18 protein-coding genes and 4 pseudogenes are annotated in these 23,553 nt (G+C 69.7%); 9 read left to right on the top strand and 13 right to left on the bottom strand.

Annotated elements, in window-relative coordinates; genetic code table 11:
- Positions 1–135 precede the first annotated feature (135 nt).
- The 4 genes from ABCR94_RS19045 to ABCR94_RS19030 are packed head-to-tail and all read left to right on the top strand — an operon-like array spanning position 136 to position 3,703.
- A complete protein-coding gene (locus tag ABCR94_RS19045; RefSeq protein ID WP_347120584.1) occupies positions 136–1,251 on the top strand; it encodes an ABC transporter substrate-binding protein in 1,116 nt (371 codons plus the stop codon).
- A gap of 33 nt (positions 1,252–1,284) precedes the next feature.
- The gene (locus ABCR94_RS19040; RefSeq protein ID WP_347120583.1) at positions 1,285–2,079 is read left to right on the top strand and encodes an ABC transporter ATP-binding protein; all 795 of its coding nucleotides are present in this window, start codon (positions 1,285–1,287) and stop codon (positions 2,077–2,079) included.
- Positions 2,066–2,950, top strand: a complete 885-nt coding sequence (locus ABCR94_RS19035; protein WP_347120582.1) for an ABC transporter permease — start codon at positions 2,066–2,068, stop codon at positions 2,948–2,950. Before ABCR94_RS19040 ends, ABCR94_RS19035 begins: the two co-directional genes overlap by 14 nt.
- A gap of 6 nt (positions 2,951–2,956) precedes the next feature.
- The gene (locus tag ABCR94_RS19030; protein ID WP_347120581.1) at positions 2,957–3,703 is read left to right on the top strand and encodes a sirohydrochlorin chelatase; all 747 of its coding nucleotides are present in this window, start codon (positions 2,957–2,959) and stop codon (positions 3,701–3,703) included.
- Between the two features lie 69 nt (positions 3,704–3,772).
- On the opposite strand, the gene ABCR94_RS19025 is transcribed toward ABCR94_RS19030, so the two are convergent.
- The 4 genes from ABCR94_RS19025 to ABCR94_RS19010 all read right to left on the bottom strand — a co-directional run bounded on the left by ABCR94_RS19025 (position 3,773) and on the right by ABCR94_RS19010 (position 7,067).
- Positions 3,773–4,798: a ketopantoate reductase family protein gene (locus tag ABCR94_RS19025; RefSeq protein WP_347120580.1), complete on the bottom strand. Its 1,026-nt coding sequence runs from the start codon at positions 4,796–4,798 to the stop codon at positions 3,773–3,775.
- A 28-nt stretch (positions 4,799–4,826) separates the two neighbouring features.
- On the bottom strand, positions 4,827–5,210 hold the full coding sequence (locus tag ABCR94_RS19020) for a nuclear transport factor 2 family protein (RefSeq protein WP_347120579.1): 384 nt from the start codon (positions 5,208–5,210) through the stop codon (positions 4,827–4,829).
- Positions 5,203–5,772: a DUF1697 domain-containing protein gene (locus ABCR94_RS19015; RefSeq protein WP_347120578.1), complete on the bottom strand. Its 570-nt coding sequence runs from the start codon at positions 5,770–5,772 to the stop codon at positions 5,203–5,205. The genes ABCR94_RS19020 and ABCR94_RS19015 overlap by 8 nt, the downstream gene beginning before the upstream one ends.
- A gap of 98 nt (positions 5,773–5,870) precedes the next feature.
- Entirely contained in the window at positions 5,871–7,067 is a 1,197-nt protein-coding gene (locus ABCR94_RS19010; RefSeq protein WP_347120577.1) for a S8 family peptidase, read from the bottom strand.
- A 557-nt stretch (positions 7,068–7,624) separates the two neighbouring features.
- On the opposite strand from ABCR94_RS19010, the gene ABCR94_RS19005 reads away from it, so the two are divergent.
- Positions 7,625–7,792 (top strand): hypothetical protein, encoded by a 168-nt coding sequence (locus ABCR94_RS19005; protein ID WP_521977334.1) that lies wholly within the window; start codon positions 7,625–7,627, stop codon positions 7,790–7,792.
- A 26-nt stretch (positions 7,793–7,818) separates the two neighbouring features.
- Here the strand turns inward: ABCR94_RS19005 and mgt are convergent.
- The 3 genes and pseudogenes from mgt to ABCR94_RS18990 all read right to left on the bottom strand — a co-directional run bounded on the left by mgt (position 7,819) and on the right by ABCR94_RS18990 (position 11,276).
- Positions 7,819–9,065 (bottom strand): annotated as a pseudogene (gene mgt / locus ABCR94_RS19000) (macrolide-inactivating glycosyltransferase).
- Between the two features lie 17 nt (positions 9,066–9,082).
- Positions 9,083–9,972: pseudogene (locus tag ABCR94_RS18995) on the bottom strand (ABC transporter substrate-binding protein); the annotation flags it as partial.
- A gap of 23 nt (positions 9,973–9,995) precedes the next feature.
- Positions 9,996–11,276, bottom strand: coding sequence for an RNA-guided endonuclease InsQ/TnpB family protein (locus tag ABCR94_RS18990; protein ID WP_347120574.1), 1,281 nt, complete (start codon positions 11,274–11,276; stop codon positions 9,996–9,998).
- A 78-nt stretch (positions 11,277–11,354) separates the two neighbouring features.
- Between ABCR94_RS18990 and tnpA the strand changes: the two are divergent.
- Positions 11,355–11,615 (top strand): annotated as a pseudogene (gene tnpA, locus ABCR94_RS18985) (IS200/IS605 family transposase); the annotation flags it as partial.
- Between the two features lie 17 nt (positions 11,616–11,632).
- Here tnpA and ABCR94_RS18980 read toward each other — a convergent pair.
- Positions 11,633–11,926: pseudogene (locus ABCR94_RS18980) on the bottom strand (sugar ABC transporter permease); the annotation flags it as partial.
- A gap of 193 nt (positions 11,927–12,119) precedes the next feature.
- On the opposite strand from ABCR94_RS18980, the gene ABCR94_RS18975 reads away from it, so the two are divergent.
- Positions 12,120–12,974: a phosphotransferase enzyme family protein gene (locus ABCR94_RS18975; RefSeq protein ID WP_347120573.1), complete on the top strand. Its 855-nt coding sequence runs from the start codon at positions 12,120–12,122 to the stop codon at positions 12,972–12,974.
- 50 nt (positions 12,975–13,024) lie between these two features.
- Here ABCR94_RS18975 and ABCR94_RS18970 read toward each other — a convergent pair whose 3' ends face one another.
- The 4 genes from ABCR94_RS18970 to ABCR94_RS18955 form a co-directional block, all read right to left on the bottom strand.
- Positions 13,025–13,747, bottom strand: coding sequence for a 3'-5' exonuclease (locus ABCR94_RS18970; protein ID WP_347120571.1), 723 nt, complete (start codon positions 13,745–13,747; stop codon positions 13,025–13,027).
- Positions 13,748–13,873: 126 nt separating this feature from the next.
- Entirely contained in the window at positions 13,874–15,109 is a 1,236-nt protein-coding gene (locus ABCR94_RS18965; protein WP_347120569.1) for a DUF5919 domain-containing protein, read from the bottom strand.
- A gap of 110 nt (positions 15,110–15,219) precedes the next feature.
- Entirely contained in the window at positions 15,220–16,599 is a 1,380-nt protein-coding gene (locus ABCR94_RS18960) for a copper amine oxidase (protein ID WP_347120568.1), read from the bottom strand.
- Positions 16,600–16,691: 92 nt separating this feature from the next.
- A complete protein-coding gene (locus tag ABCR94_RS18955) occupies positions 16,692–17,555 on the bottom strand; it encodes a Tat pathway signal sequence domain protein (protein ID WP_347120567.1) in 864 nt (287 codons plus the stop codon).
- A 196-nt stretch (positions 17,556–17,751) separates the two neighbouring features.
- Between ABCR94_RS18955 and glgX the strand changes: the two genes are divergently transcribed.
- Together glgX and treY are read left to right on the top strand one after the other, a co-directional pair.
- On the top strand, positions 17,752–19,890 hold the full coding sequence (gene glgX / locus ABCR94_RS18950; protein WP_347120566.1) for a glycogen debranching protein GlgX: 2,139 nt from the start codon (positions 17,752–17,754) through the stop codon (positions 19,888–19,890).
- 226 nt (positions 19,891–20,116) lie between these two features.
- On the top strand, positions 20,117–22,504 hold the full coding sequence (treY, locus tag ABCR94_RS18945) for a malto-oligosyltrehalose synthase (RefSeq protein WP_347120564.1): 2,388 nt from the start codon (positions 20,117–20,119) through the stop codon (positions 22,502–22,504).
- A 100-nt stretch (positions 22,505–22,604) separates the two neighbouring features.
- Here treY and ABCR94_RS18940 read toward each other — a convergent pair whose 3' ends face one another.
- Positions 22,605–23,507: a putative protein N(5)-glutamine methyltransferase gene (locus ABCR94_RS18940; RefSeq protein ID WP_347120563.1), complete on the bottom strand. Its 903-nt coding sequence runs from the start codon at positions 23,505–23,507 to the stop codon at positions 22,605–22,607.
- Positions 23,508–23,553 lie beyond the last annotated feature (46 nt).

Here is a 23,553-nt window from a genome sequence, read left to right as displayed (position 1 = left end):
GCGCGATGTGCGTGATGACGTACGCGCACCGCATGCGCGCCCGCACCCCCCACAAGCCGTACAGACGAAAACCTGCCGACTTCCCGGTCGCGTCACCAGTGACGTAGCACCGGGCCAACGAGAGGAACACCTCCCGTGCGTGCCAACCGACCCTCCCTGCGCCGCAGTATCGCTGCCGCCGCCGCACTGCCCCTGCTGATCGGCGCGCTCGGCGCGTGCGGTTATGGCTCCGACGCCAAGGACGACGGCTCGGAGAAGGCCAATGCCGCCGCCGAGGGCAAGAAGCTCTCCGTCGACACCGTACGGATCGGCTACTTCCCCAATCTCACGCACGCCACCGCTCTGGTCGGCGACAAGCAGGGCATCATCCAGAAGGAACTGGGCGGCACCCAGCTCACGTCGGCGACGTTCAACGCGGGCCCGTCGGAAATCGAGGCGCTCAACGCCGGATCGATCGACATCGGCTGGATCGGCCCCTCGCCTTCCATCAACGCGTACGTCAAGTCCCAGGGCAAGAGCCTGCGCATCATCGGCGGTTCGGCGGCGGGCGGCGTGAAGCTCGTGGTCAATCCGAAGAAGATCAAGACCCTGGACGACGTCAAGGGCAAGAAGATCGCCACCCCGCAGATCGGCAACACCCAGGATGTGGCCTTCCTCAACTGGGCCGCGAGCAAGGGCTGGAAGGTCGACGCGCAGAGCGGCAAGGGCGACGTCAGCGTGGTCCGTACGGACAACAAGATCACCCCGGATGCCTACAAGTCCGGCTCCATCGACGGCGCTTGGGTACCTGAGCCGACCGCGTCGAAGCTGGTCTCCGAGGGCGCCAAGGTACTGCTCGACGAGTCCGACCTGTGGCCGGACAAGAAGTTCGTGATCACGAACCTCATCGTGTCGCAGAAGTTCCTCAAGGAGCACCCGGACGTGGTCGAGGCCGTGCTGCGCGGTTCGGTGAAGACCAACACCTGGATCAACGCCAACCCGACCGAGGCCAAGGCCGCCGCCAACGCAAAGCTGAAGGAGCTCTCCGGCAAGGCGTTGAAGCCCGGGATCATCGACCCGGCGTGGAAGTCGATCCAGATCACCAACGACCCGCTGGCGTCCACCCTGGAGTCCCAGGCCGAGCACGCGGTGAAGGCCGGCCTGCTCAAGGAGCCCGAGCTCGGCGGCATCTACGACCTGACGCTGCTGAACAAGATCCTCAAGGCCGACGGCAAGCCCGAGGTCTCCGACGCCGGTCTCGGCGTCAAGTAGCCCATCCGCACAAGTTCCCAGGAGGTGACGACCATGACCACTGCTCTCGCCAAGGCCGCGACCGACGCAGGTGCTGCGGTGACGCATGCCGCGCGTATCGAGCACGTCTCGAAGTCGTTCGGCGGCCCCGCCGGACAGCAGCTCGTCCTGGACGACATCACCCTCGATGTCGCGCCGGGTGAGTTCGTCACCCTCCTGGGAGCCTCCGGGTGCGGGAAGTCGACGCTGCTCAATCTGGTCGCGGGACTCGACCGCCCGACCGCGGGGTCCATCGAGACCCCCGGCGGACGGCCGGCCCTGATGTTCCAGGAGCACGCCCTGTTCCCGTGGCTGACCGCGGGCAAGAACATCGAACTGGCGCTGCGGATGCGCGGCGTACCGAAGGCGGAACGGCGCGGTGAGGCCGAGCGGCTGCTGGAGCTGGTACGGCTCCAGGGCGCGCACGGCAAGCGCGTGCACGAGCTCTCCGGGGGCATGCGGCAGCGGGTCGCGATGGCCCGCGCGTTCGCCCAGGACAGCCAACTGCTGCTGATGGACGAGCCGTTCGCGGCCCTGGACGCCATCACGCGTGATGTCCTGCACGACGAACTGACCCGGATCTGGCGCGAGACGAACGTCTCCGTCCTGTTCGTCACCCACAACGTCCGCGAGGCCGTTCGGCTCGCCCAGCGCGTCGTCCTGCTGTCCTCACGCCCGGGGCGGGTCGCCCACGAGTGGCAGGTGGACATTCCGCAGCCGCGCCGTATCGAGGATCCCGCCGTGGCGGAGCTGTCCGTCGAGATCACTGAAGAACTGCGTGGGGAGATCCGCCGCCATGGCCAGCACTGAGACCAAGGCCGACCGCAGCGACCTCGCCGGGCTCGAAGCCGGGCTGGACGCACTGGACGCCGTACAGGTGCACCGCACTCCGGTGCGCCAGGTGCTGCTCCAGAAGGCGCTGCCGCCGCTGACGGCCATCGCCCTGGTCATCGTCGTGTGGCAAGGCCTTGTCTGGGCGAAGGTCACCGACGAGTCGAAGCTGCCGGGACCCGGCCTCGTATGGGACAGCGTGTCCGAGCTGTGGCTGCAGGGCACGCTGCTCGAAGTCGTCTGGACGAGCGTTTCGCGCGGTCTGCTCGGCTTTCTGCTGGCGCTGGCGATCGGCACGCCCCTCGGCCTGCTGGTCGCCCGGGTGAAGTTCGTCCGGGCCGCGATCGGCCCGCTGCTGTCCGGCCTCCAGTCGCTGCCCTCGGTGGCCTGGGTGCCGCCGGCCGTGATCTGGCTCGGCCTCAACAACTCGATGATGTACGCCGTGATCCTGCTCGGCGCGGTGCCTTCCATCGCCAACGGCCTGGTCGCGGGCGTCGACCAGATATCCCCGCTCTATCTGCGAGCGGGTCGCACCCTGGGCGCGACGGGCCTGCGGGGCGCCTGGCACATTGTGATGCCGGCCGCGCTGCCCGGCTATCTGGCGGGCCTGAAGCAGGGCTGGGCGTTCTCCTGGCGGTCGCTGATGGCAGCCGAGATCATCGCGTCCTCACCCGAACTCGGCCTGGGACTGGGCCAGTTGCTGGAGAACGGCCGGAGCAACTTCGACATGCCGGGCGTCTTCCTCGCCATCCTACTGATCCTGTTCGTCGGCATCGCCATCGACCTGCTCATATTCTCCCCGCTGGAGCGGCGCGTACTGCGCGGCCGCGGTCTCCTCGTCAAGAGCTGATCCCTCATGCCTCCTCCCGTGCTTCTCCTCATCGCCCACGGCAGCCGCGACCCGCGGCACGCGGCCACCGTCCACGCGCTCAGCGAGCGCGTGCGGTGGCTGCGGCCGGGCCTGCGGGTGGAGACCGCCTTCCTGGACTTCAACGCTCCCGCCGTCCCACGCGTCCTGGAGCGGCTGGCGGCGCAGGGCGTACGGGACGTGGTGGCTGTACCCCTGCTGCTGACCCGCGCCTTCCACGCCAAGTCCGACATCCCCGCCGTGCTGCACGAGGCCTCGGCGCGACTGCCGCAGCTGCGTATCCAGCAGGCCGAGGTGCTCGGCCCGTCGCCACTGCTGCTCAGCGCCGTGGAGCGGCGGCTGTACGAGGCCGGGCTCACCCCCGGCGACAAGCGCTCGACCGGGCTGGTCCTGGCCTCGGCGGGCTCCACAGACCCGGAGGCGATCGCAGTGATCGCTGAAATCGCGCGGGAGCTGCGGCACACCGGTTGGTGCGCCGTGCGGCCTGCGTTCGCCTCCGCATCACTCCCCCGCACCGAGGACGCGGTACGGGAACTCCGCGCGGCCGGCTGCGAGCGGGTGGCCGTCGCGCCGTACGTCATCGCGCCGGGCCGGCTGCCCGACCGCATCGTGAACGGCGCGCAGGCCGCCGATGTGTGCGCCGACGTACTCGGAGACGCACCCGAGCTGGCGCGGCTGATCCTCACGCGCTTCCACGCGCACCGGGAGCAGCTCGCACCGTCCTTGTCGGCGTGACCGGCCCTGGTCATACGGACGAGGCCGGCGACGAAATGCCCTAGCCCCCCGGGCCATTCGGGCGAGGCATCAGTGGGCCACTTCGGTCGTTCCTGCTGCGGCGTCGACGACTTGCACCAGTTCGCCCACGGTCATGGAGCTGGCTGCCCGGCGCTCGCGGGCGAAGGAGTTGGCGAGACGCTGCAGGGTGTCGTTGACCGGTGTGGGGACGCCGTGGAGCCGGCCGAGCAGGGCGATCTCACCGTTGAGGTAGTCCGCCTCGATCGTGCCCGTGCCGCGGTCGAGGCTCTGCCAGGAGGAGCCGCCGACGCGCTCCGAGCCGTCAAAGGGGTCGAACATGATCCGGCCGTCGCGCGCCTCGGCCTGCTCCTCCCTGCCCGCGGCCTCGATGCCCGCGGCGGCGAGCACGGCCTGCCCCTCGGCGAGGGCGCGTGCGAACAGGGCCCGGCCCCCGTCGCTGGTGAGCAGGCCGGAGACGGCCTCGATCGCGTTGGCCAGGTTGCTCAGCAGCTTGGCGTACTTCCAGCGCATCACGTCCGGTACGACCGGGGCGAGGAAGCGGGACTTCTCCAGGTCGGCGGCGATGTGCCGGGCGGTCTCGTCGGTGCCCGTGGGGTAGCGGCCGAGGTGCAGCATGCCGGACTGCGGGGTGCCCGCGGCGGAGACGGCACCCGGCTCGATGTGGGTGGCGGGCAGCCAGACGCACATGGCGTGGACGCGGCGGAAGCGGCGCAACGCGAGGCGTTCGCTCTCGACGCCGTTCTGTGCGCAGACCAGGGGCAGCAGTTCGCCCGCTGTGCCGCCGCCGGTGACCGGGCAGGCGCTCCAGGCGTCGAGCGCCGCCGTGCTGTCCTGGGTCTTCACGGCCAGGACGAGTACGTCGTCGCTGCGCAGCGGCGCGAGATCGTCCGGGCCCTGGACAACGGGCAGTTGGTGGACCTGGGTGCCTTCGGGGGTGGTCAGCCGCAGCCCTCCGGCGCGCAGGGCCTCGTAATGCGCGCCGCGTGCGACGAGCACCACGTCGTATCCGCTCTCGGCGAGCCTTCCGCCGATGGTGCCGCCGACCGCTCCTGCTCCAATGATGATGTAGCGCATGCGTGCGAGCCTGCCATACGGGTGGAGGCTATGCGGTGGCACTGCACGGAGTGCCTTGGTGGAAGTACAGGAGCCAGCCCCTGTCCGTAAGACGCCACAGGGAACTGCGGTGGGAGTGGCGGTCGCCCGACCGGATGTCGAAGGTGAGGTGCACCAGGTCGGGGGCGAGTTGGACGCCTCGCATCCGGGAGGCGGTGATCGGGCTGGGCGCCGACGCACCCTCGGCGGTGAGCGCGGCGACGATCGAGTCCCGGTCCCAGTGGCGGCCCGAGGCCCCGAACTCGCTGAATTCCGGGTGGAGGAGTTCCGCGAGGAGTTCGGCGGAGGCACGGACGGCCGGGTCGAGGAGCCGCAGTTCGCCCTCGATGGTCGCTTCGACGCCCGCTTCGACGGCGGGGGACGGCTCAGTCACGGGTCATCTCCGCCAGCTTGACGACGGTGTTCCAGTTGCGGGAGGTGGCGATCACGCCCTTGAGGAGGGCGGGTCTGGCCAGTGCCTCGCCGAGCTTCGAGCGGCCGAGACCGTTCGGGGCGTACAGATACAGGGCCCGGTCGCCGAGCCTGAACTCCTCGGGCAGATACGCCGCCGGGTCGATCCGGGCGAACCGCTCGGGGGTGAGTGGCTCCGAGCAGTAGGTGACGTGCAGCTGTTTGCCCTCAAGCTCCGCGGCCGGGAAGGGGCAGGCGTCGGCGACGGCGCTCAGATACGCGGCGCTGCGGACCAGGATGTCGACGGTGAACCCGAAGTGCGCCTCGACGGCCCGCCCCAGGCCCGCGGCGAGCACGTCCTCGGCGTCGTCCGCGTCGTCCGCCTCGTCGGCTTCACTGGTGAAGACCGCGTTGCCGCTCTGGAGGTAGGTGGAGACGTTCGCGTGGCCCAGGTCGGTCATCAGGGCGCGCAATTCCGCCATCGGGACCTTCCGGTGCCCGCTCACATTGATGCCACGCAGCAGCGCCGCGTATGTCGTGGTCATGTACAGAAAGATAGGCGTACGCAGCAAAAAGAGAGGCGGTCGCCGCACCCCGTGGGGGAGGGCACGGTGACCGCCGGCTCAGTGCTGCGAGGTGATTCCTACTCAACGACCTTCAGTAGCTTGTTCGGCGTGCCTGCGCTCGGGTTGCTGATCTTGTCCGCGGTCGCACCGCCCGTCAGCGCGGTGGCGACCTGCTCCGGAGTGGCGTCCTGGTGGCCCGCCAGGTAGACCGCGGCGGCGCCCACGACGTGGGGGGTCGCCATGGACGTACCGGAGATGGTCTTCGTGCCCTCGTCGCTGTCGTTCCACGAGGAGGTGATGTCCGAGCCCGGCGCGTAGATGTCCACGATCTCGCCGAAGTTGGAGAAGTCGGACTGCGCGTCGTCCTTGGTGCTGGAGGCGACCGTGATGGCCTCCTTCACCCGGGCCGGGGAGCTGCCGCTCGCGTCGCTGGAGTCATTGCCCGCGGCGACGCCGTAGGTGACGCCGGAGGCGATGGACTTGCGTACGGCCTCGTCGAGGGCCTCGTCGGCGCCGCCGCCGAGGCTCATGTTGGCGACGGACGGGCCCTTGTGGTTCGTGGTGACCCAGTCGATGCCCGCGACGACGCCTTCGGTCGTGCCGGAGCCGTTGTCGTCGAGGACCCTGACGGCCACGATCTTCGCCTTCTTGGCCACCCCGTGGGCGGATCCGCCGATGGTTCCGGCGACGTGTGTGCCGTGGCCGTTGCCGTCGTCGGCGGAGGTGTCGTTGTCCACGGCGTCGAAGCCGTGGGTGGCGCGGCCCGCGAGGTCCTTGTGCGTGATGCGGACACCGGTGTCGATGACGTACGCCGTGACACCCTCGCCCGCGCTGTCCGGGTAGGTGTACTTGCTGTCGCCGGCCGTGTCGGCCTGGTCGATCCGGTCGATGCCCCAGGACGGCGGGTTGTCCTGGGTGGCGTCGATGCTGAACTTCTTGTTCTGCACGACCTTGGCGACGGCCGGGTCGGCGGCCAGGCGCTTGGCCTCGGTCTCCGAAAGGCCGTTGGCCGAGAAGCCGTTGATGGCGGACTTGTAGTTGCGCTTGAGCGTGCCGCCGTACTCCTTGGCCAGGTCCTGCTTGTCGGCCTTCTGGTCCAGCATCACGATGTAGCTGCCGGACACCGCGCCCTTGGCGTCGGCCCCGTACACGATTCCCTGGGCCGGAGCCGCGCCGGCGAAGGGCGAGTTGAGCAGGGTGACACCGGCCGCGGCCGCGACGGCGGTTATCGCCGCGGTGAGCCTGATCTTGTTCGTGCGCTTGTGAATTGCCATGAAGAGGGGTCTCCTCGTGCAGATTTGTGGGGGGATCAGTCACCGGCCCGGAAGATCTCCGGCGACTGGGTCGAAACACTTACTGATTGACGCGCTCAGATCAAGAGCTATATGAGCCTGTCACTTACTAAACAGGCTTTCGTAATAAAAATCGGGGCAGGCCTCCCCAAGTCGGACACACACCTTGCAACTCCTTTACGTGTAAGGGGCGTTCATCCACCTCTTCCGCCTTGATGAGGAGCCCGCCGACGCGCAGGGAGGAGACGGGCGATCTACGCCTCCCCTGCACGCACGACGAGACGGGCCACCCACCGCCATAGCTTCGAAGCGGAGGTCGCGGCGCGGTGCCGCCACCGCTGACGAGGGGGCGACGGGGCATGGGCAAGGCAGAGCGCGGGACGGGACGGCCGCGTCGACGTGAAGGAAGGCCAGCAACTGTCCGGCGAGGTCGGGCAGGCGATGCGGATCGTCGAGGACGCGGGGCTTGAGGAGCCGGCGGGCGAGACAGTGCTGATCCAGGCCGAGGACGGCTCGGTGCGGCGATCATCATGGTGGCGGTGTTCGCCATCTTCGGCACCCTGTCAATGCAGGCGCTGCTCGACGACCGCAACTGGTATCTGCCCAAGTGGCTGCGGTGGCTGCCGGACCTGACACACGACGAGTCGGTGGTGGCCTCGCCACCGCCGCCCGCGCCTTCGGTGGAGTCCGAGCGGGTGCGGGTCTGACGGTCACGCTGTGCCGAGAACGTGCGTCACCGGGCGGGCAGTTCGGCCTCGATGAGGTCGGCTGCCCGCTCGATGCCGCCCTCGGATCCCATGCCGAGGCGGATCTCCTCGGCCCTGCGGGCCACTTCGGGGTCCGCCAGCAGGCCGAGAACCGCCGTCCTGAGCGCCTCGGCGGTGGCTTCCTCGGCGTCGATGCGGCGGGCGACACCCAGCGACACGAGCATGTCGGCGTTGCCGAACTGGTCGACGGCCTGCGGCACCGCGACCATCGGGGTGCCGGTGGCGAGCCCCTCGCGGCTGCCGCCGGCGCCCGCATGCGTGATGAAGACGTCGGCCTGCTCAAGGATGCCCAACTGCGGTACCCAGCTGTGAACTTCGACGCTTTCGGGGATGTCGCCGAGGTCGGCCGCGTCGACGTGCTTGCCGATCTGGAGTACGACGTGCCAGCGGGGCAGGGAGCCGAAGGCCTCGATGCAGGCACGGTAGAAGGCGGGCTGCTTGGTGAACGTCGAGCCGAGCGAGACCAGCAGTACCTTTTCGACCCCGGCCGGGCGCCGCCACTCCCCCTGCCCGGCACGCTTGCCCTGGCAGGCGCCGACGAAGGTGTACACGGACGCGTCGACCCGGTCGGCATGGGGCTGGAGCACCTCGGGGATCAGCACAATACTGCGGCGGGGGCGGCCCACGAACCGGTCGGGGTCCGTGTCGGGCAGGCCGTTGCTTTCGAGCCAGGCCCGGAAGCGGTCGAAGTACGCCTTGCCGCGCTCGGACTGCCTGAGCTCGCGGAACAGCGGTTCGGCGAACTCCTCCTCGTACCCCTCCCAGGCCACCAGGTTCGGGGAGAGCGAGAGGGCGGGCACGCCCCAGCGGTGGGCGAGGACGGGCGCCGGGTAGGCGGTGATGTCGTGGATGACAAGGTCCGGCTCGTCGCCCTCGTACACCTCGATCAGCTGCGGCAGCGTCTGGACGGCGTCGGCGAGGAATGGCTCGATGTTGTCGATCAGCTCGGTGCCCCACGCCTCGGGGTCGTCGTCGGTGGGGAGGACCGAGGTATAGACGACGGGCTCGGCGCCGGTCTCGGCGACCTTGCCGGCGAAGGACGCGGGGATCGCGTAGGTGACGCGGTGTCCACGCGCGACAAGCTCGCGGACCACTTCGATGCTCGGGTTGACGTGCCCCGGAGCGGCGATGGAGAACATGGCGATATGGCTGCGCGCACGCTTCGATGAAGTCATGCCGTCACTTTAACGAGACGAGACGTCTCGTGCAACATGTTTTGAGCGTCCCCGATCAGCGCTGATAGCGGGCCAGCACGAGATTCCCGTCCTTGACCAAGCGTTTCTCCAGCTCATCGAGATCGATCGCACCGCTGTAGTACTCCTCGTAGGCAGGGGTGGCGACCTTGTCCTTCCACTCCGGGTAGCCGCGCACCGACTGGGCGGGCGCCGAGCGCAGCTGCTCAGCGAGGGCGGTGCCGGTGGCCCAGTCGTCCTTTTCGGTACGCAGCGACGGATCCTTGAGCGCCCGGGTACCGGTCGGCAGCATCCAGTCGCCCTTGGCCAGCCGCACCATGTTCTCCGGCTGGAGCAGGAAGTCGATGAACTCCACCGCCTCCTTCTTGTACGGGCTGTCCTCGGCCACCGAGAGGGTCTGCGGGCTCACGCCCTGGGTCGGGCCCTCGCTGCCGGCCGGGGCGGGCAGCACCTTCCAGTCGAAGCCCTCGGGGGGCCTGCTGGACGATCTGCTGACGGAACGAGAAGCCCAGCGGCACCATCGCGTACTTGCCGCCGAAAAAGACCGGGCAGGGTGTCTGAGCCGCCCATGCCCAGAGTCGAACTGGACGCGCTGCCATCGGTGTTGACCTGGTCATGGATCGTGCGGGGCACCACCGCGTCGCCGTCGGTGAAGCGCACCTTCACCTTGCCGTCGTCGCCCCGGTGGAAGAGCTCGCCGCCGGCCGAGAGTCCGAGGTTGAGGGTGGCGGAGACCGGTTCCTTCAGCGGCCAGGCCACGCCGAACCTGCCCTTCCCGGTCAGCTTCTTGGTGACCTGCCGGAACTCCTCCCAGCTCCACGGCTTCTCCGCGGTGGGGATGCGGACTCCGGAGGCCTTGAGGAGCTTCTCGTTGGCGATCAGGACGCGCGGCTCCTGGAGGAATGGGACGCCTTGAAGTGCTCTCCCGGCTGGAGCCGGGAGATTCCTGCTTACCTTGCGGCAGCGGGTTTGACGCGCTTGGCACGCCTGACGACTGCCCTCCCGGCAGCCGGGATGAGCGCGAGGCCCATCCGGTACAGGTGCAAGACGTTTTGGGCCGCGTTGTGGTCGGCGTTGCCCGACCATCCGCAGTCCGGGTTCTTGCACACGAACACGGCCTGACTCTCCCGGCTGCCGGGCGTGATGAAGCCACACGCGGAGCAGCGTTGGGAAGTGTGGGGGGCAGGGACCTTGTGCAGGGCGCCGCCGAGCTGGGCGGTCTTGTACGTCAGCATGGTGACCGTCCGGCCCCACGCTTCCCCGCTGATGGCGCGGTTCAGCCCGGACTTCTGGGCCACGTTCTTCCCCGGCTCCTCGATGGTTCCCCTGCCGGACTTGACCATGTTCGTGATGGTGAGCGCCTCGACCACGACCGTGCCGTAGGTGCGGGCGATGGCGGTGGTCGTCTGGTGCTGCCAGTCCAGGGCCCGGCGCTTGGCTTTCGCGCGCAGTCCTGCGATCTGGTCATAGGTGTGGTGCAGTCGGCGGCTGGTGCGCTCGCCAGGCTTGCGGCGCTGCTTGCGCTGCGCGGCGCGCTGCTCCAAGTGCAGGAGCTTGGCCTTTTCCTTCTCCGTCAGCCATGCGCCGTGCTCGTACGTCTGGCCGTCCGACAGGGCAAGGGGCACGGTGACGCCCACGTCGATGCCGACGTCCGGTCCCTGGTGGGGCTCGGGCTTGACTTCCAGGGTCTGGGCACGGAAGGCGATGTGCCAGCCGAGCGCGTCCTTGATCAGTCGTGCCCCGGTGATCCTGTTCTCCGCGCCTGCACGCTTGCCCACGGGCAGGTCTTTGGTCCAACGGAAGCGGACCCGGCCCACCTTGGGGATATTGGCCATGCCCCAGCGCCGGTGCACGCGGCTGATGTTCAGATCCCGGCCCTGCGGGATGTCCACGGACATCACCGTGCGCAGCCGGCCCTTGAAGTTCGGGGCGTCGGCGCGGCCCTCCCAGCAGTTCTTCCACGCCTGGACGTACGTCTTGAGTACCGCTTGCGCGGCCTGGGCGGGGAGGACGGCCAGGAAGTCGATGTCCTTGCGGGCCTGGCGGATAGCGGCGTCCGCGTTCGCCAATGTTCGCTTGTCCTTCGGCATCATCTGCCACCACGCGTGGAGAAGGTTCCACAGGGTACGGGCCGCGTGCGCCTGATCATCCGCCGCGCGAACCCCGGCAGGAGCGAGCGCCAGCCGGGCACGGTGCCCGAACTGCCGCTTCTCCAGACCGCGTTCACTCATACACTGGACTATATAACTCTGATTTACGTCACCGCAGCGGAATCCAAATCCGTACATTCGTACGAGTCACCAAGCAATTTCGTCACGAAGTACCGGCGTGAAGCGTTCACCGACGCCATTCCGACCCGCACCGAAGAGATCATGCGAGAGGTCTGCGCCGACTTCGAGGCCGAGCTGAAACAGCTCAACGGCGAACAGGACCACGTCCACCTGCTCATGCACTACCCGCCCAAGGTCCAGCTCTCCAAGCTGGTCAACTCCCTCAAGGACGTCAGCTCCCGCAGGCTCCGCCAGGAGTACGACAGCCACGTCCGCCGGCACCTGTGGGGCGGACACTTCTGATCCAGCTCCTACTCGAGCAGGAACTGCGGCACGCTCACCCCGACCGCCCACAGCAGGCCGATCCGGAACGAGTCCCAGAAGAGTGTGTCGTGCAGCAGGTCCTGAAAGTTCAGCGCGCCGACCTACTGAGTGGGTGCGGTGCGGCCCGACTGGGAGTCGGTGAAGGCGAGCGCGATGCCGTAGAGCAGTGGGCCGACGCTGAGGATCAGGATCGGGATCAGCGCGGGCAGTACCAGGAACCAGGCACCGTGATCCGCCGTGCTGCCCGGCCTCTTCCTGGACCGCGCCCTTGCGGTCTCCAATGTCACTGATTCAACTCCTTCGGGCGGCTCATCCTGGTCTGGCCGCCCTGGCGGCCCCCGTCATCGTGCTGACGGGCCGTTGGTTCGTCAAGCCAACCTGCGAGGATGCGAGACTTCGGTCCGGGGATCTTGGATCGGGTCTTGGATCGGCTCTTGGGTCGGCTCTTGGATCATCGGGAGATATCGCTAGGAGATGTTGATGGACGAGGCACGGGCGCGTGAGGTGCTGGCCGCGGTGCGGCCGGGGTCCCGTGCGGAACTGCTGGCCCTGGGCGAGAACGCGGTGTTCGCGGTGGACGGGCTGGTCGTCAAGGTCGGCCGCCGGGACATCGAGCTGCTGGCGCGGGCCGAGCGCGAACTGGCCGTCGCGCGCTGGCTCGCCTCATCGGGCGTCCCGGCGGTACGGGCCGCCGAGCCCGCGCCACGTTGGGTGGACGGCCACCCGGTGACGTTCTGGCACCGGCTGCCCGAGCCCGTACGGCCGGCCGAGCCGCGTGACGTGGCCGAGCTGCTGCGCCTGGTCCACGCCCTGCCCGAGCCCCCTTTCACACTCCCCCGGCGCGAACTGCTCGGCGGGGTCGAGCGGTGGCTGCGGCTCGCGGGCGACGCGATCGAACCGGCGGACGCGGCGTATCTGCGCGAGCGGCGCGACGGTTTCGCCACCGCCGCCGCCGCGCTCACCCCGTACCTGCCGCCGGGCCCCATCCACGGCGACGCGCTCCCCCGCAATGTCCATGTCGGCCCGGAAGGTCCTGTGCTGGTGGACCTGGAGACCTTCTCCGCCGATTTCCGCGAGCACGACCTGGTGGTCATGGCCCTGTCGCGGGACCGCTACGGCCTGACGCCCGAGGCGTACGACGGTTTCACTTCCACCTACGGCTGGGACGTTCGTGAGTGGTCCGGCTGTACGGTGCTGCGCGGCGCCCGCGAAACGGCCAGCTGCGCCTGGGTGGCCCAGCACGCCCCGTCCAATCCCGCGGCGCTGACGGAATTCCGGCGGCGGGTCTCCTCACTGCGCGATGAGGACCCCGAGGTGCGCTGGTACCCGTTCTGAACGGGCGGGACATGCTGCGGCTACGGGATCCGGACGACCGGCGAGGCCGCTCAGCCCGCTGCCGGGGCCAGCTCGCGCAGGGGCCAGTCCGCCTCGACCACCGCGTCCGGGGTGCCCTTCTTGCGGAGGAACTCCTGGAAGCTCGCCGCCCACTGGGCGTACCACTCAATCTGGCGCCGGTGCAGCTCCGGCGGAGCGAGTGCCGCCACCTCCGGGTGGCGCTCGGCTATCGCGCAGGCGACCCGGACCGCCGCCAGGGCGTCCGCGGCAGCCTCGTGCGCGCTGTTGAGCACCACGCCGTACTCGACGCAGACCGCTTCCAGCGTCCGCTTGCCCTTGCGGTAGCGGTCGACGGCGCGATCGATCGTGTACGGGTCGACGACCGGGCCCGCCGCCGCGCCGCCGAGGCGCTCGGCGAGCGAGGGCAGAGCGTGTCTGCGCAGCTCCGCGGCGAGCATCGTCAGGTCGAACGCCGCGTTGTACGCGACGACCGGCACGCCCCGCGCCCAGTACTCCGTGAGTACCTGGGCGATCTCGTCGGCCACCTCACGCGCGGACCGGCCCTCAGCCACCGCCCGTTCGCTGCTTATCCCGTGGATCGCAGACGCCTGCGCCGGGATGCGGATGCCCGGATCGGCCAGCCAGCCCCGGTGCCGAATCGACTCGCCGTCCTTCACTTCGACGACCGCGGCCGTCACGATCCGCGCCTCGCGCGGATCGGTGCCCGTCGTCTCCAGGTCGAAGCCGACCAGCGTCTCCCGGTGCCAGCCCATGGTGACCCTCCTTCATGATGCGTGTGCTTCCCCCGTGGTTTTCCCCGGCTGGAAATAACCCTCGCACGCACCACTGACAGTCGGCGGACCGGCCGCGCGACACTCGGCGGACCGCCCGCGTGACACTCAGGAGACCGGCCGCGAGTCCGTCCACACGGACTCGAATTCCTCCCGGTACGTCTCGAAAAGGCCATGCTCGGCGTCCTGCCCGTGCCGGACCACTCCGCGCCCGCCGCCCCGCAGGACCAGCACCGGCGCCTCCATTCCGCGCGCCCTGCGCAGATACGACTGGACGACGGCGAGGCCGTCCGAGCCGTCCCCGTCCACCAGGTACGCGGTGAAGCGCGGTGTCTCGTCGAAGACCTGGATTTCGAAGGCCCCCGGGTCGCGCAGCTTGGAGCGCACCCGGCGCATATGCATGATGTTCATCTCCACCGAGCGGCTCATCTCGCCCTTTTTCAGACCCAGTTCACGCTCGCGCCGCTTGACCGCGCTGCTGGCCGGATTGAGGAAGAGCAGCCGGACCCGGCAGCCCGACTCGGCGAGCCGCACCAGACGCCGGCCCGAGAAGTTCTGGACGAGGAGATTCAGGCCTATCCCGATCGCGTCGAGGCGCCTGGCCCCGCCGAAGAGGTCCTCGGCCGGCAGCTGGCGCTGCAGGCGGACCCGGTCCGGGTGGACGCTGACCACGTCCGCGTACCGGTCCCCCACCAGGTCCTCGACCGCGTCGACGCGCAGCCGGTCGGCGGACGGCACACCGGACCCGCTGCCCAGGATTTCGAGCAGCCTGGCCGACGCCCGCTCCGCCTGGGCGAGCACCGCCTCGGACAGCGCGCGGTTGCGCGAGACGACGTTGCGCGTGACCTCCAACTCGTCCAGGGCCAGCTCGACATCACGCCGGTCGTCGAAGTACGGCTCGAAGCACGGCCAGTGCTGGACCATGAGCTCCCGCAGCTGCGGGAGCGTGAGGAAGCTCAGGACGTTGTCGTCGGCCGGGTCGAGCAGATACCCCTTGCGCCGGCTCACCTCACGTACGGCCACCGCGCGCTGTACCCACTCCTGGCCCGCCGGTCCTGCGGCCGCGACGACCCAGTCCTCCTCGCCGTGCACCGGCTCGTAGATGGGGCGGAGCACCGCGGCCACGACAGCGCGCAGCCGCTGCTCCACGAGGTTCAGCCAGATATAGGCACGCCCCGCCCGCTGGGCGCGCGTACGCACCTCGCTCCACGCGTCCGCGCCCCAGTCCAGTTCCGCTCCGATCTCCACCGGCCGCGCGAGCGAGACCGCTCCGGGTGGGACGTCTGTGGAACCCCCCTCGTGACTCGCGTCACCGGGGGGCAGTTCCAGCCCTCCCGAGCTCACCCACGCACCACCTTCAGCTCCTGGAAACCCCCGTCTTCAACGATCAAGGAAGGGTACTCCGGGAGCGGGAGGCGGTGCAGCAGGATCCACAGGCTCTTTTCTCAACTCCCCTAGTCGTGCTGTCCGTTCTGTCCGGCGAGATCGGCCGGAGTGAGCGGATTCATAGCGGTTACGTCCCGGGGTGCGAGGTGGAACCCCTGCCAGTGGACGGGCATGGGCTGCTGGTCCTCGTCCCTGGCGATGTGATGGAACCCGATGTTGACCCAGGCGATCGGGGTCTTGAGCGTCTCGCCGCTCACCCATTTGTCGACGCTCTTGGGCGCGTTCGCGCCTCCGCAGTCACGGATGTTGTTGCTCGCGAACTGCTCGCAGGCGCGGTGCTGGGTGAAGTACACGTCGTGCTGGGTGAAGCCGCGGCCCGGGTACTTGTTGGAGGAGCCGGGGACGATCTCGTAGCTGCGCGCGTGTCCGTCCTTGTTCTTCCCGGTGGCGCTGACCATCCGCCACCACCGCATGTTCTTCGCGTCGCCCGCGAGTTCCTTGGTGACCGGGGTGCGGGTGGTCTTGGTCTTGGGCGTGCCGTTGCCCGGCGGCACGGTGACCTTCGAGTCGTACTGCTCGACGCGGTTCTTGGAGTTGCCGTCGAGGCCGAAGTTCAGCCGCCAGAAGACGTTGTGGCTGTGGCTGGTGGCGTAGTCGCGGGCGCCCTTGCCGATCGGCCAGCCGCGGCCGTCGGCCGCGTCGTAGTCGCCGGGCGAAAGGCTGCCGGTGGCACCGACGTTGGCCGAGATCGTGCCGTCGGAGGAGAAGCGCCACTCGGTGATGTACTCGTACCAGGACACCTTGTTGACGGTGTAGACGAGCAGGTCCTTGCCCTGGGCCTGCCAGACCTTCGTGCCCATGTCGTTGGCGAGCCGGTACGCGTGCCCGCGCGCACGCGTGGTGGTGCACAGCCCCTTGATGTTGCCCACATCGCGGACCTTGACGGTCCTGATGGTGCCGCCGGGGCACTCGGCCGGCTTCAGGTTCTGCAGGCCGTAGCCGAAGCCGAAGCCGGTGAGGTCGTCGTACTCCGCCTTGCCGTTGTCGTACGGCACGTGGACCTGCGCGAGCTTGCCGGTCGTCAGGACGCGGATCGGCTTGGTCTCACCCTTGGGCTGGTACGAGACCCTTTCGAGGACGAGGCCGGCGTCACTGTCGTAACTCCAGCACATGCGCCAGGTGGTGCCGCCGTCGAGCTTCTGTTCGATGCGGTACGCGGCGCTGCAGTCGGCCGGCGGCGGGGTCGGCGCCTTGGGCGCGGACCGGACTGTTTCCTTGGGGGCCTTGGGGGCCTTGGGGGCCTTGGGGGCCTTGGGGGCCTTGGGGGCCTTGGGGGCCGCCGCCGTGGCGGTGGTCCCGGTGGCGGCTGCCAGGCTGCCGAGCAGGGCGGCCACGGCGAAGGCCGCCGCGGCGCGCCTACGGACGCGCGAAGCTCTGTCGAAGTGCATGTAAAGGGACTCCCTCGTGCGGAAGTGCGAGATGCGGGATGCGGACGCAGATACGGATGCAGATGCAGATACGAAACGGACGGGCGAGCGGGTCAGTCGGTGCGGCCGACGGTCCTCGCGCTCAGATCGACGACGAGATGCTGAGTGTCGATCCACGGCCCGTTCTTGACCTTGGACGTGATGCGGACGCACCGGTGCTCACCGCATTTGCCGAGCGCCGCGGGCACCTGCGACTCGCGCTCCTGCCGGTAGACCCCGCCGTTCACCTGCAGCTGGTCCACGGAGGTGAGGGCCTTGCCGGTGGCGTCCCGGTAGTCCTTCTTCAGCCCCTCGCCGAGCGGGCTCGCAAGGATCAGCTCGGCCGCTTCGCGGACCTCCCGCGGGTTGGGTGAGGGCTGGACGCCCCGGACGGTGGAGGACCGCTCGACCTTGCCGGTGGCGAGGTTGACGGTCTTCGTGACCAGTTCGTCGGTCTTGTAGTCGTAGTACGAGACCTCCGCGCGGCGCGGCGGCGCGGCGGCGTCGACCTCCGACGGCTCGGGTTCACTCAGATTCGTGGCGAGATGCTGAGGGCCGCGGTCCCCCTCGACGTTCTGCCCGCCCGCGAACTGTGCGGGTGTCATCGCGAGCTTCTCCACCCGCTCCAGCTCGTCGTCGGTGAGCGGGTCGCGGCCTATGCCCTTCTCGCCGTCCGCCGCGGCGCCCTCGACGATGCCGGGCTCAGGTGCTCCGGCCGCGACCCCCTGTCCGCCTTGTCCGCTCTGCCCGCCCTTGCCGTTCTGTCCGCCCTGGGCGGAGCCCGAGGCCGCCGCCTGTCCGGTGCCGCTCGCACCCGCCGCGTCATCGGCTCCGGCCGAATTCGGCAGCGTAATCCCGATCATCACTGCCGTGCCGGTGACCGCGATTGCGGCTCCTGCCAGCACTTTCCCCAGATGACGGCGCACTGTCTTGTGCACATTCCCCCCTGCTGCTCCCCCCGGCGCCCTGCCGCCACGCTGGTCGCGTCGGCCACTTCCGACGACAACTGGCATACCGGGTATGCGTGGTCACCCGGTAGGACGGGTCGAAGTCCTAGGAGGTTGCCCCACTTTCCGGGAAGATCTGAGCCAAGTGCCCCGCATCAGCCGGATCAGAAGTGGAAGAGTCTTGTCTATGCAGGTCTGGCCGGGAGAGGCATACCCACTCGGCGCCACGTACGACGGCGCCGGCACGAATTTCGCGGTCTACTCAGAGGCCGCAGAGCGAATCGAGTTGTGCCTGCTGCACGACGACGGTTCGGAAACGGCGGTGGAACTGCGCGAGGCCGACGCCTTCGTGCGTCACGCTTTCCTGCCCGGCATCATGCCGGGCCAGCGGTACGGGTACCGGATCCACGGCCCGTACGACCCGCAGTACGGCCAGCGGTGCAACTCGGCCAAGCTGCTCCTCGATCCCTACGCGCGCGCCATCAGCGGCAAGATCGACTGGGGCGAGGCGGTGTACGGCTACCACTTCGGCAAGCCGGACTCGCGCAACGACCTGGACTCGGCGCCGCACACGATGACTTCCGTCGTCGTCAACCCGTACTTCGACTGGGGCGACGACCGCCCGCCGCGCACCGCCTACCACCGCACGATCCTCTACGAGGCCCATGTGAAGGGCCTCACGATGCTGCACCCCGACCTCCCGGACGAACTGCGCGGTACGTACGCCGCACTGGCGCATCCGGCAGTCATCGAGCATCTGACGCAACTGGGCGTCACCGCGCTGGAGTTGATGCCGGTGCATCAGTTCGTCAACGACCACAGGCTCGCCGACGCGAACCTGAGCAACTACTGGGGCTACAACACCATCGGCTTCTTCGCGCCGCACAACGCCTACGCGTCGTGGGGCGACCGGGGGCAGCAGGTCCTGGAGTTCAAGTCCGCGGTGCGGGCGCTGCACAAGGCCGGCATCGAAGTCATCCTCGATGTCGTCTACAACCACACGGCGGAGGGCAACCACCTCGGCCCCACGCTGTCCTTCCGCGGCCTCGACAACGCCTCGTACTACCGGCTCGCCGACGATCCCCGCTACTACATGGACACCACGGGGACCGGGAACTCCCTGCTGATGCGCTCGCCGCACGTGCTTCAGCTGATCATGGACTCACTGCGGTACTGGGTCACCGAGATGCACGTCGACGGCTTCCGCTTCGACCTCGCGGCGACACTGGCCCGCCAGTTCCACGAGGTGGACCGGCTGTCGTCCTTCTTCGACCTGGTCCAGCAGGATCCGGTGGTCAGCCAGGTCAAGCTGATCGCCGAGCCGTGGGACGTGGGCGAGGGCGGCTATCAGGTGGGGAACTTCCCGCCGCTGTGGACCGAGTGGAACGGCAAGTACCGCGACACCGTGCGGGATATGTGGCGGGGCGAGCCGCGGACGATCGCCGAGTTCGCGGGGCGGCTGACAGGGTCGTCGGACCTGTACCAGGACGACGGACGACGGCCGCTCGCCTCCATCAACTTCACCACCTGCCACGACGGATTCACGCTGCACGACCTGGTCTCGTACAACGAGAAGCACAACCTCGACAACGGCGAGGACAACCAGGACGGCGAGAGTCACAACCGGTCGTGGAACAGCGGGGCGGAGGGCGACACGGACGACCCGGCGATCCTTGAGCTGCGCGCCCGGCAGATGCGGAACTTCATCGCCACGCTGATGCTGTCGCAGGGCGTGCCGATGCTCTCGCACGGCGACGAGTTCGCCCGGACCCAGCAGGGCAACAACAACGCGTACTGCCAGGACAACGAGGTGTCGTGGGTCAAGTGGCCGAACCCGGACGCGGCTGCCGGGGAGGAGGACGGGGAGGACAACACGCTGCTCGCCTTCACCCGCGCGATGGTGTGGCTGCGGCGGGACCACCCGGTCTTCCGGCGCAGGCGGTTCTTCCACGGCCGGCCGGTGGAGGGTACGCACGACGACCTGACGGACATCGCGTGGTTCACCCCGGAGGGCGAGGAGATGGCCCAGCCGGACTGGCAGGCGGCGCACGCCAAGGCGCTGACGGTCTTCCTCAACGGCCATGCGATCTCGGAGCCGGGGCCGCGGGGTGAGCGGATCTCGGACGACTCCTTCCTGCTGATGTTCAACGCGAGTGCCAAGACGCTGGAGTTCGTGGTGCCGGTGAATCACGGCAAGCAGTGGGAGGTCGTGGTCGACACGGCACGGCCGGACGGGGTGCCGCCGGGTACGGGGCCGAAGGTGGCCGGGGGCGAGCAGGTCACGATGATCGGGCGCAGCCTGGTGGTGTTGCAGCGGCCCGCGTAGGGAGATCCCGGTTCGCCATCGCCGGACGGGCTCGGACGCCCTGGGCCCGCCCGGCGCTTTTCGGGCCGTCCGGCGCTTTTCGGCCCGCTCGGCGTCCGGGTCCCGGCGTCCGGGCCTGAACCCCGGGCCGGGAAGTTCCGGACATCGGCCGACCGTATGCCTCCTTCCGGAGACCGACGCATGGGTCGATGACACAGAAGCCTGGAATGCGGGTACGTACGTTCGCATGACGCCGACCGCCACCTATCGCCTCCAGCTCCATTCCGGATTCCCCTTCTCGGCCGCCGAGGACGCGGTGCCTCAGCTGGCCGCCCTCGGGGTCTCCCATCTGCATCTGTCACCGGTCCTGGAGGCCGTACCCGGCTCGCAGCACGGGTACGACGTCGTGGACCACACACGCGTGCGGGCCGAACTGGGCGGTGAGGAGGGGTTGCGCGCGCTGTCCCGCACCGCGCGGGCGCACGGGCTGGGCCTGGTCATCGACATCGTGCCGAACCATATGGCCGTACCGGCCCCGGAGAGCCTCAACCGTCCGCTGTGGGAGGTGCTCAGGGAGGGGCCCGACTCCCCCTGCGCCCGCTGGTTCGACATCGACTGGGAGGCGGGCGGCGGCAAGATGCTGCTGCCCGTCCTCGGACACCCGATCGGTGACGAGCTGGCCGCGCTGCGGGTCGACGGCGATGTGCTGCGCTACTACGAGCACGAGTTCCCGCTGCGCAAGGGCACCGCCGGGCTGCCGCTGCCCGAGCTGCTCGACGCCCAGTGGTACCGCCTCACCTGGTGGCGGCTGGCCAGGACCGAGCTCAACTACCGCCGCTTCTTCACCATTTCGGATCTGATCGGGGTCCGGGTGGAGGACCCCGAGGTCTTCGCCGCCTCCCATACGAAGATCATCGAGCTGGTACGGGACGGGGTGGTGGAGGGGCTGCGCATCGACCACCCGGACGGTCTCGCGGACCCCGAGGCGTACCTGACCCGGCTCGCGGAGGCGACCGGCGGTGGGCTGTGGACCGTCGTGGAGAAGATCCTCACCGGGCAGGAGCGGCTGCCCGCGGAGTGGCCGGTCGCCGGGACGACGGGGTACGACGCGCTCCACCGGATCGGCGGTCTGTTCACCGACCCGGCGGGCGTCGACCAACTCATCGATCACTACCGGGACTTCGCGGGCCCCTCCGGCGACCGCGGCGGCTACTGGGACGCGACGGTGCGCCGGGCCGCGTACCGGGTCATCACCCATGAACTGGCCGCCGAGACCCGTTTCCTGGTCCGTACGGCCGAACGGATCTGCGCGGCGGACCCCGCCCTGCGCGACCACGCGCCCTGGGCACTGCGGACCGCGGTGCGGGAGCTGCTGGTGCGGGTCCCCGTCTACCGGCCGTACGTGACGGCGGGCGGCCCCTGCCCGGAGAGCGCGGAGGCCGCCGTTCCGGCGGCGGCGGTGCGGCGGGCGAAGGCCGTGTTCACGGTGGCCGAGGAGGCGGCGGTCGTCGATGTGGTGCGCGACCTCGCGCTGGGCAGGCTGGGATCGGGCCCCGACCACGCGGCGTTCTGCGCGCGCTTCGCCCAGACGTCGTCGGCGCTGCGTGCCAAGTCCGTCGAGGACACCGCCTTCTACCGGTACGTGCCGCTGCTCTCGGCAACGGAGGTGGGCGGCGATCCCGGATTCCCCGCCGTGCCCCCGGCGGACTTCCACGACTTCTGCACCCGCCTGGCCCGCGACTGGCCGGCCACCGGCACGGTGCTCTCCACCCACGACACGAAGCGCAGCGCGGACGTACGGGCCCGCATCGCGGTGCTGTCCGAGTGCCCGCAGCGGTGGGCCGGGCTGCTGGCGGAGCTGGCGGGCGTGTCCGCCCCCGATCCGCATCTGGCGTGGGTGGCCTGGCAGACCGCGCTCGGTCTCGGCGCCCCCGACGCGCAGCGGCTGACGCCCGCGCTGCTCAAGGCCGTCCGGGAGGCGGGGCTGCATACCAGTTGGACCGAGCAGGACCCGGCGTACGAGCAGGCGGTGGCCGACTTCGTGGCGGCGGGACCCGGGGGGCCACCGTTCGAAGCGGTGGTGGCGTTCTCGCGGGAGATCGATCCGTACGTACGGGCCAACGTGCTCGGGGCCGCGCTCGTACACCTGACGATGCCGGGGGTGCCCGATGTCTACCAGGGTACGGAGCACGAGTCCCTCGCCCTGGTGGACCCCGACAACCGGCGGCCCGTCCGGTTCGACGGCGATGGGGACGGGGACGGCGACGGGGGCAAGGCCGAGGGCCTGTCCGGTGAGAAGTACGCCCTCACGAAGGCGGCCCTGAGGCTGCGGCGCCGCCGCCCGGAGGTCTTCGGCGAGTCGGGGACGTACCAGCCACTGACCGTCACGGGCCCGGCGGCCGGGCACTGTATGGCGTTCTGCCGGACGGGCCGGGCGGTCACGGCCGTCACCCGGCTGTCGCTGCGGCTCGCGGAGTCGGGCGGCTGGCGGGACACGGAGCTGGCGCTGCCGCCGGGAGAGTGGGCCGAACTGCTGGCGCCCGGCCGGGAGTTCACGGGGTCGGTACGGATCGCCGAGCTGTTCGCGGAGGCGCCGGTGGCGCTGCTGGTGCCTGCCGGTGATCGGGCCGAGTGAGGCGGACAGAGCCTCGGACGACCGCTGCCGGGCCCGCCTCAGCAGAGAGGGGAAGGACCCGCCGTCCCATGAGCCCTGTCCGCGCGGCCCCACAGGGTTGTCATCGAGCGCCGGACGCCCCTGCTCCCGGGTCGGGCCGCGTACCGATGACAACCGTGGCCTCTAGGTCCTCGCACCTGGCCACCCGTGGGATCAGCCCATTGCGGATGAACGCCTCCATCGTGCGCGTCGCCTGCCGCTCGCTCGTCTCGATCAGCAGATGCCCGCCCGGCGCCAGCCAACGCCGGGCCTCGGCGGTCACCCGGCGCTGGACGTCGAGCCCGTCCGAGCCGCCGTCGAGCGCGACCCGCGGCTCGTGTATCCGGGCCTCCGGGGGCAGCAGCCCGATGGCCTCGGTGGGGACGTACGGCGCATTGGCGACCAGGACGTCGACGCGGCCCCGCAGCTCCGCGGGCAGCGGCGCGTAGAGATCACCCTCGTAGACCCGGCCCCCCGCGGCGGTGACATTGCGGCGGGCGCACCGCACCGCGGCGGGTTCGACGTCCGCGGCGTGCAGCTCGATCCCGTCCAGGATCGAGGCCAGGGCCGCGCCCACCGCGCCCGAGCCGCAGCACAGGTCGACGACAACGGGCCGGGGCCGGGCGACGGCCAGGGCGACCGGGCCGGGGCCCGGCCGGGCGGGGGCGGTCGCGCCGGCCGCCCGGCGGACGAGCGCGGCGGCCTCGCCGACCAGGAACTCGGTTCGGCGGCGCGGCACGAAGACCCCGGGGTCCACCGCCACTCTCAGTCCGCAGAACTCCGCCCAGCCAAGGACGTGTTCGAGGGGGAGGCCGTCGACACGCCGGTCCACCATGGCGGCGAGATCAGCGGGCGTACGGGCCGTGGAAATGAGCAGCTCCGCCTCGTCCTCGGCGAATACACAGCCGGCGGCGCGGAGCCTGGTGACGATGACGGAAGCAGCGGAAACAGCGGAAACAGCGGGAGATGAAGGGAGAGCCGACATGGGAGCCTTTCGGGATGCCTCTGGGCACTCCCGCGGTCACCAGTGT

This window comes from Streptomyces changchenzhani, assembly GCF_039766235.1.
Lineage (GTDB): Bacteria > Actinomycetota > Actinomycetes > Streptomycetales > Streptomycetaceae > Streptomyces.
This window is presented reverse-complemented; position numbering and strand designations above follow the sequence as displayed.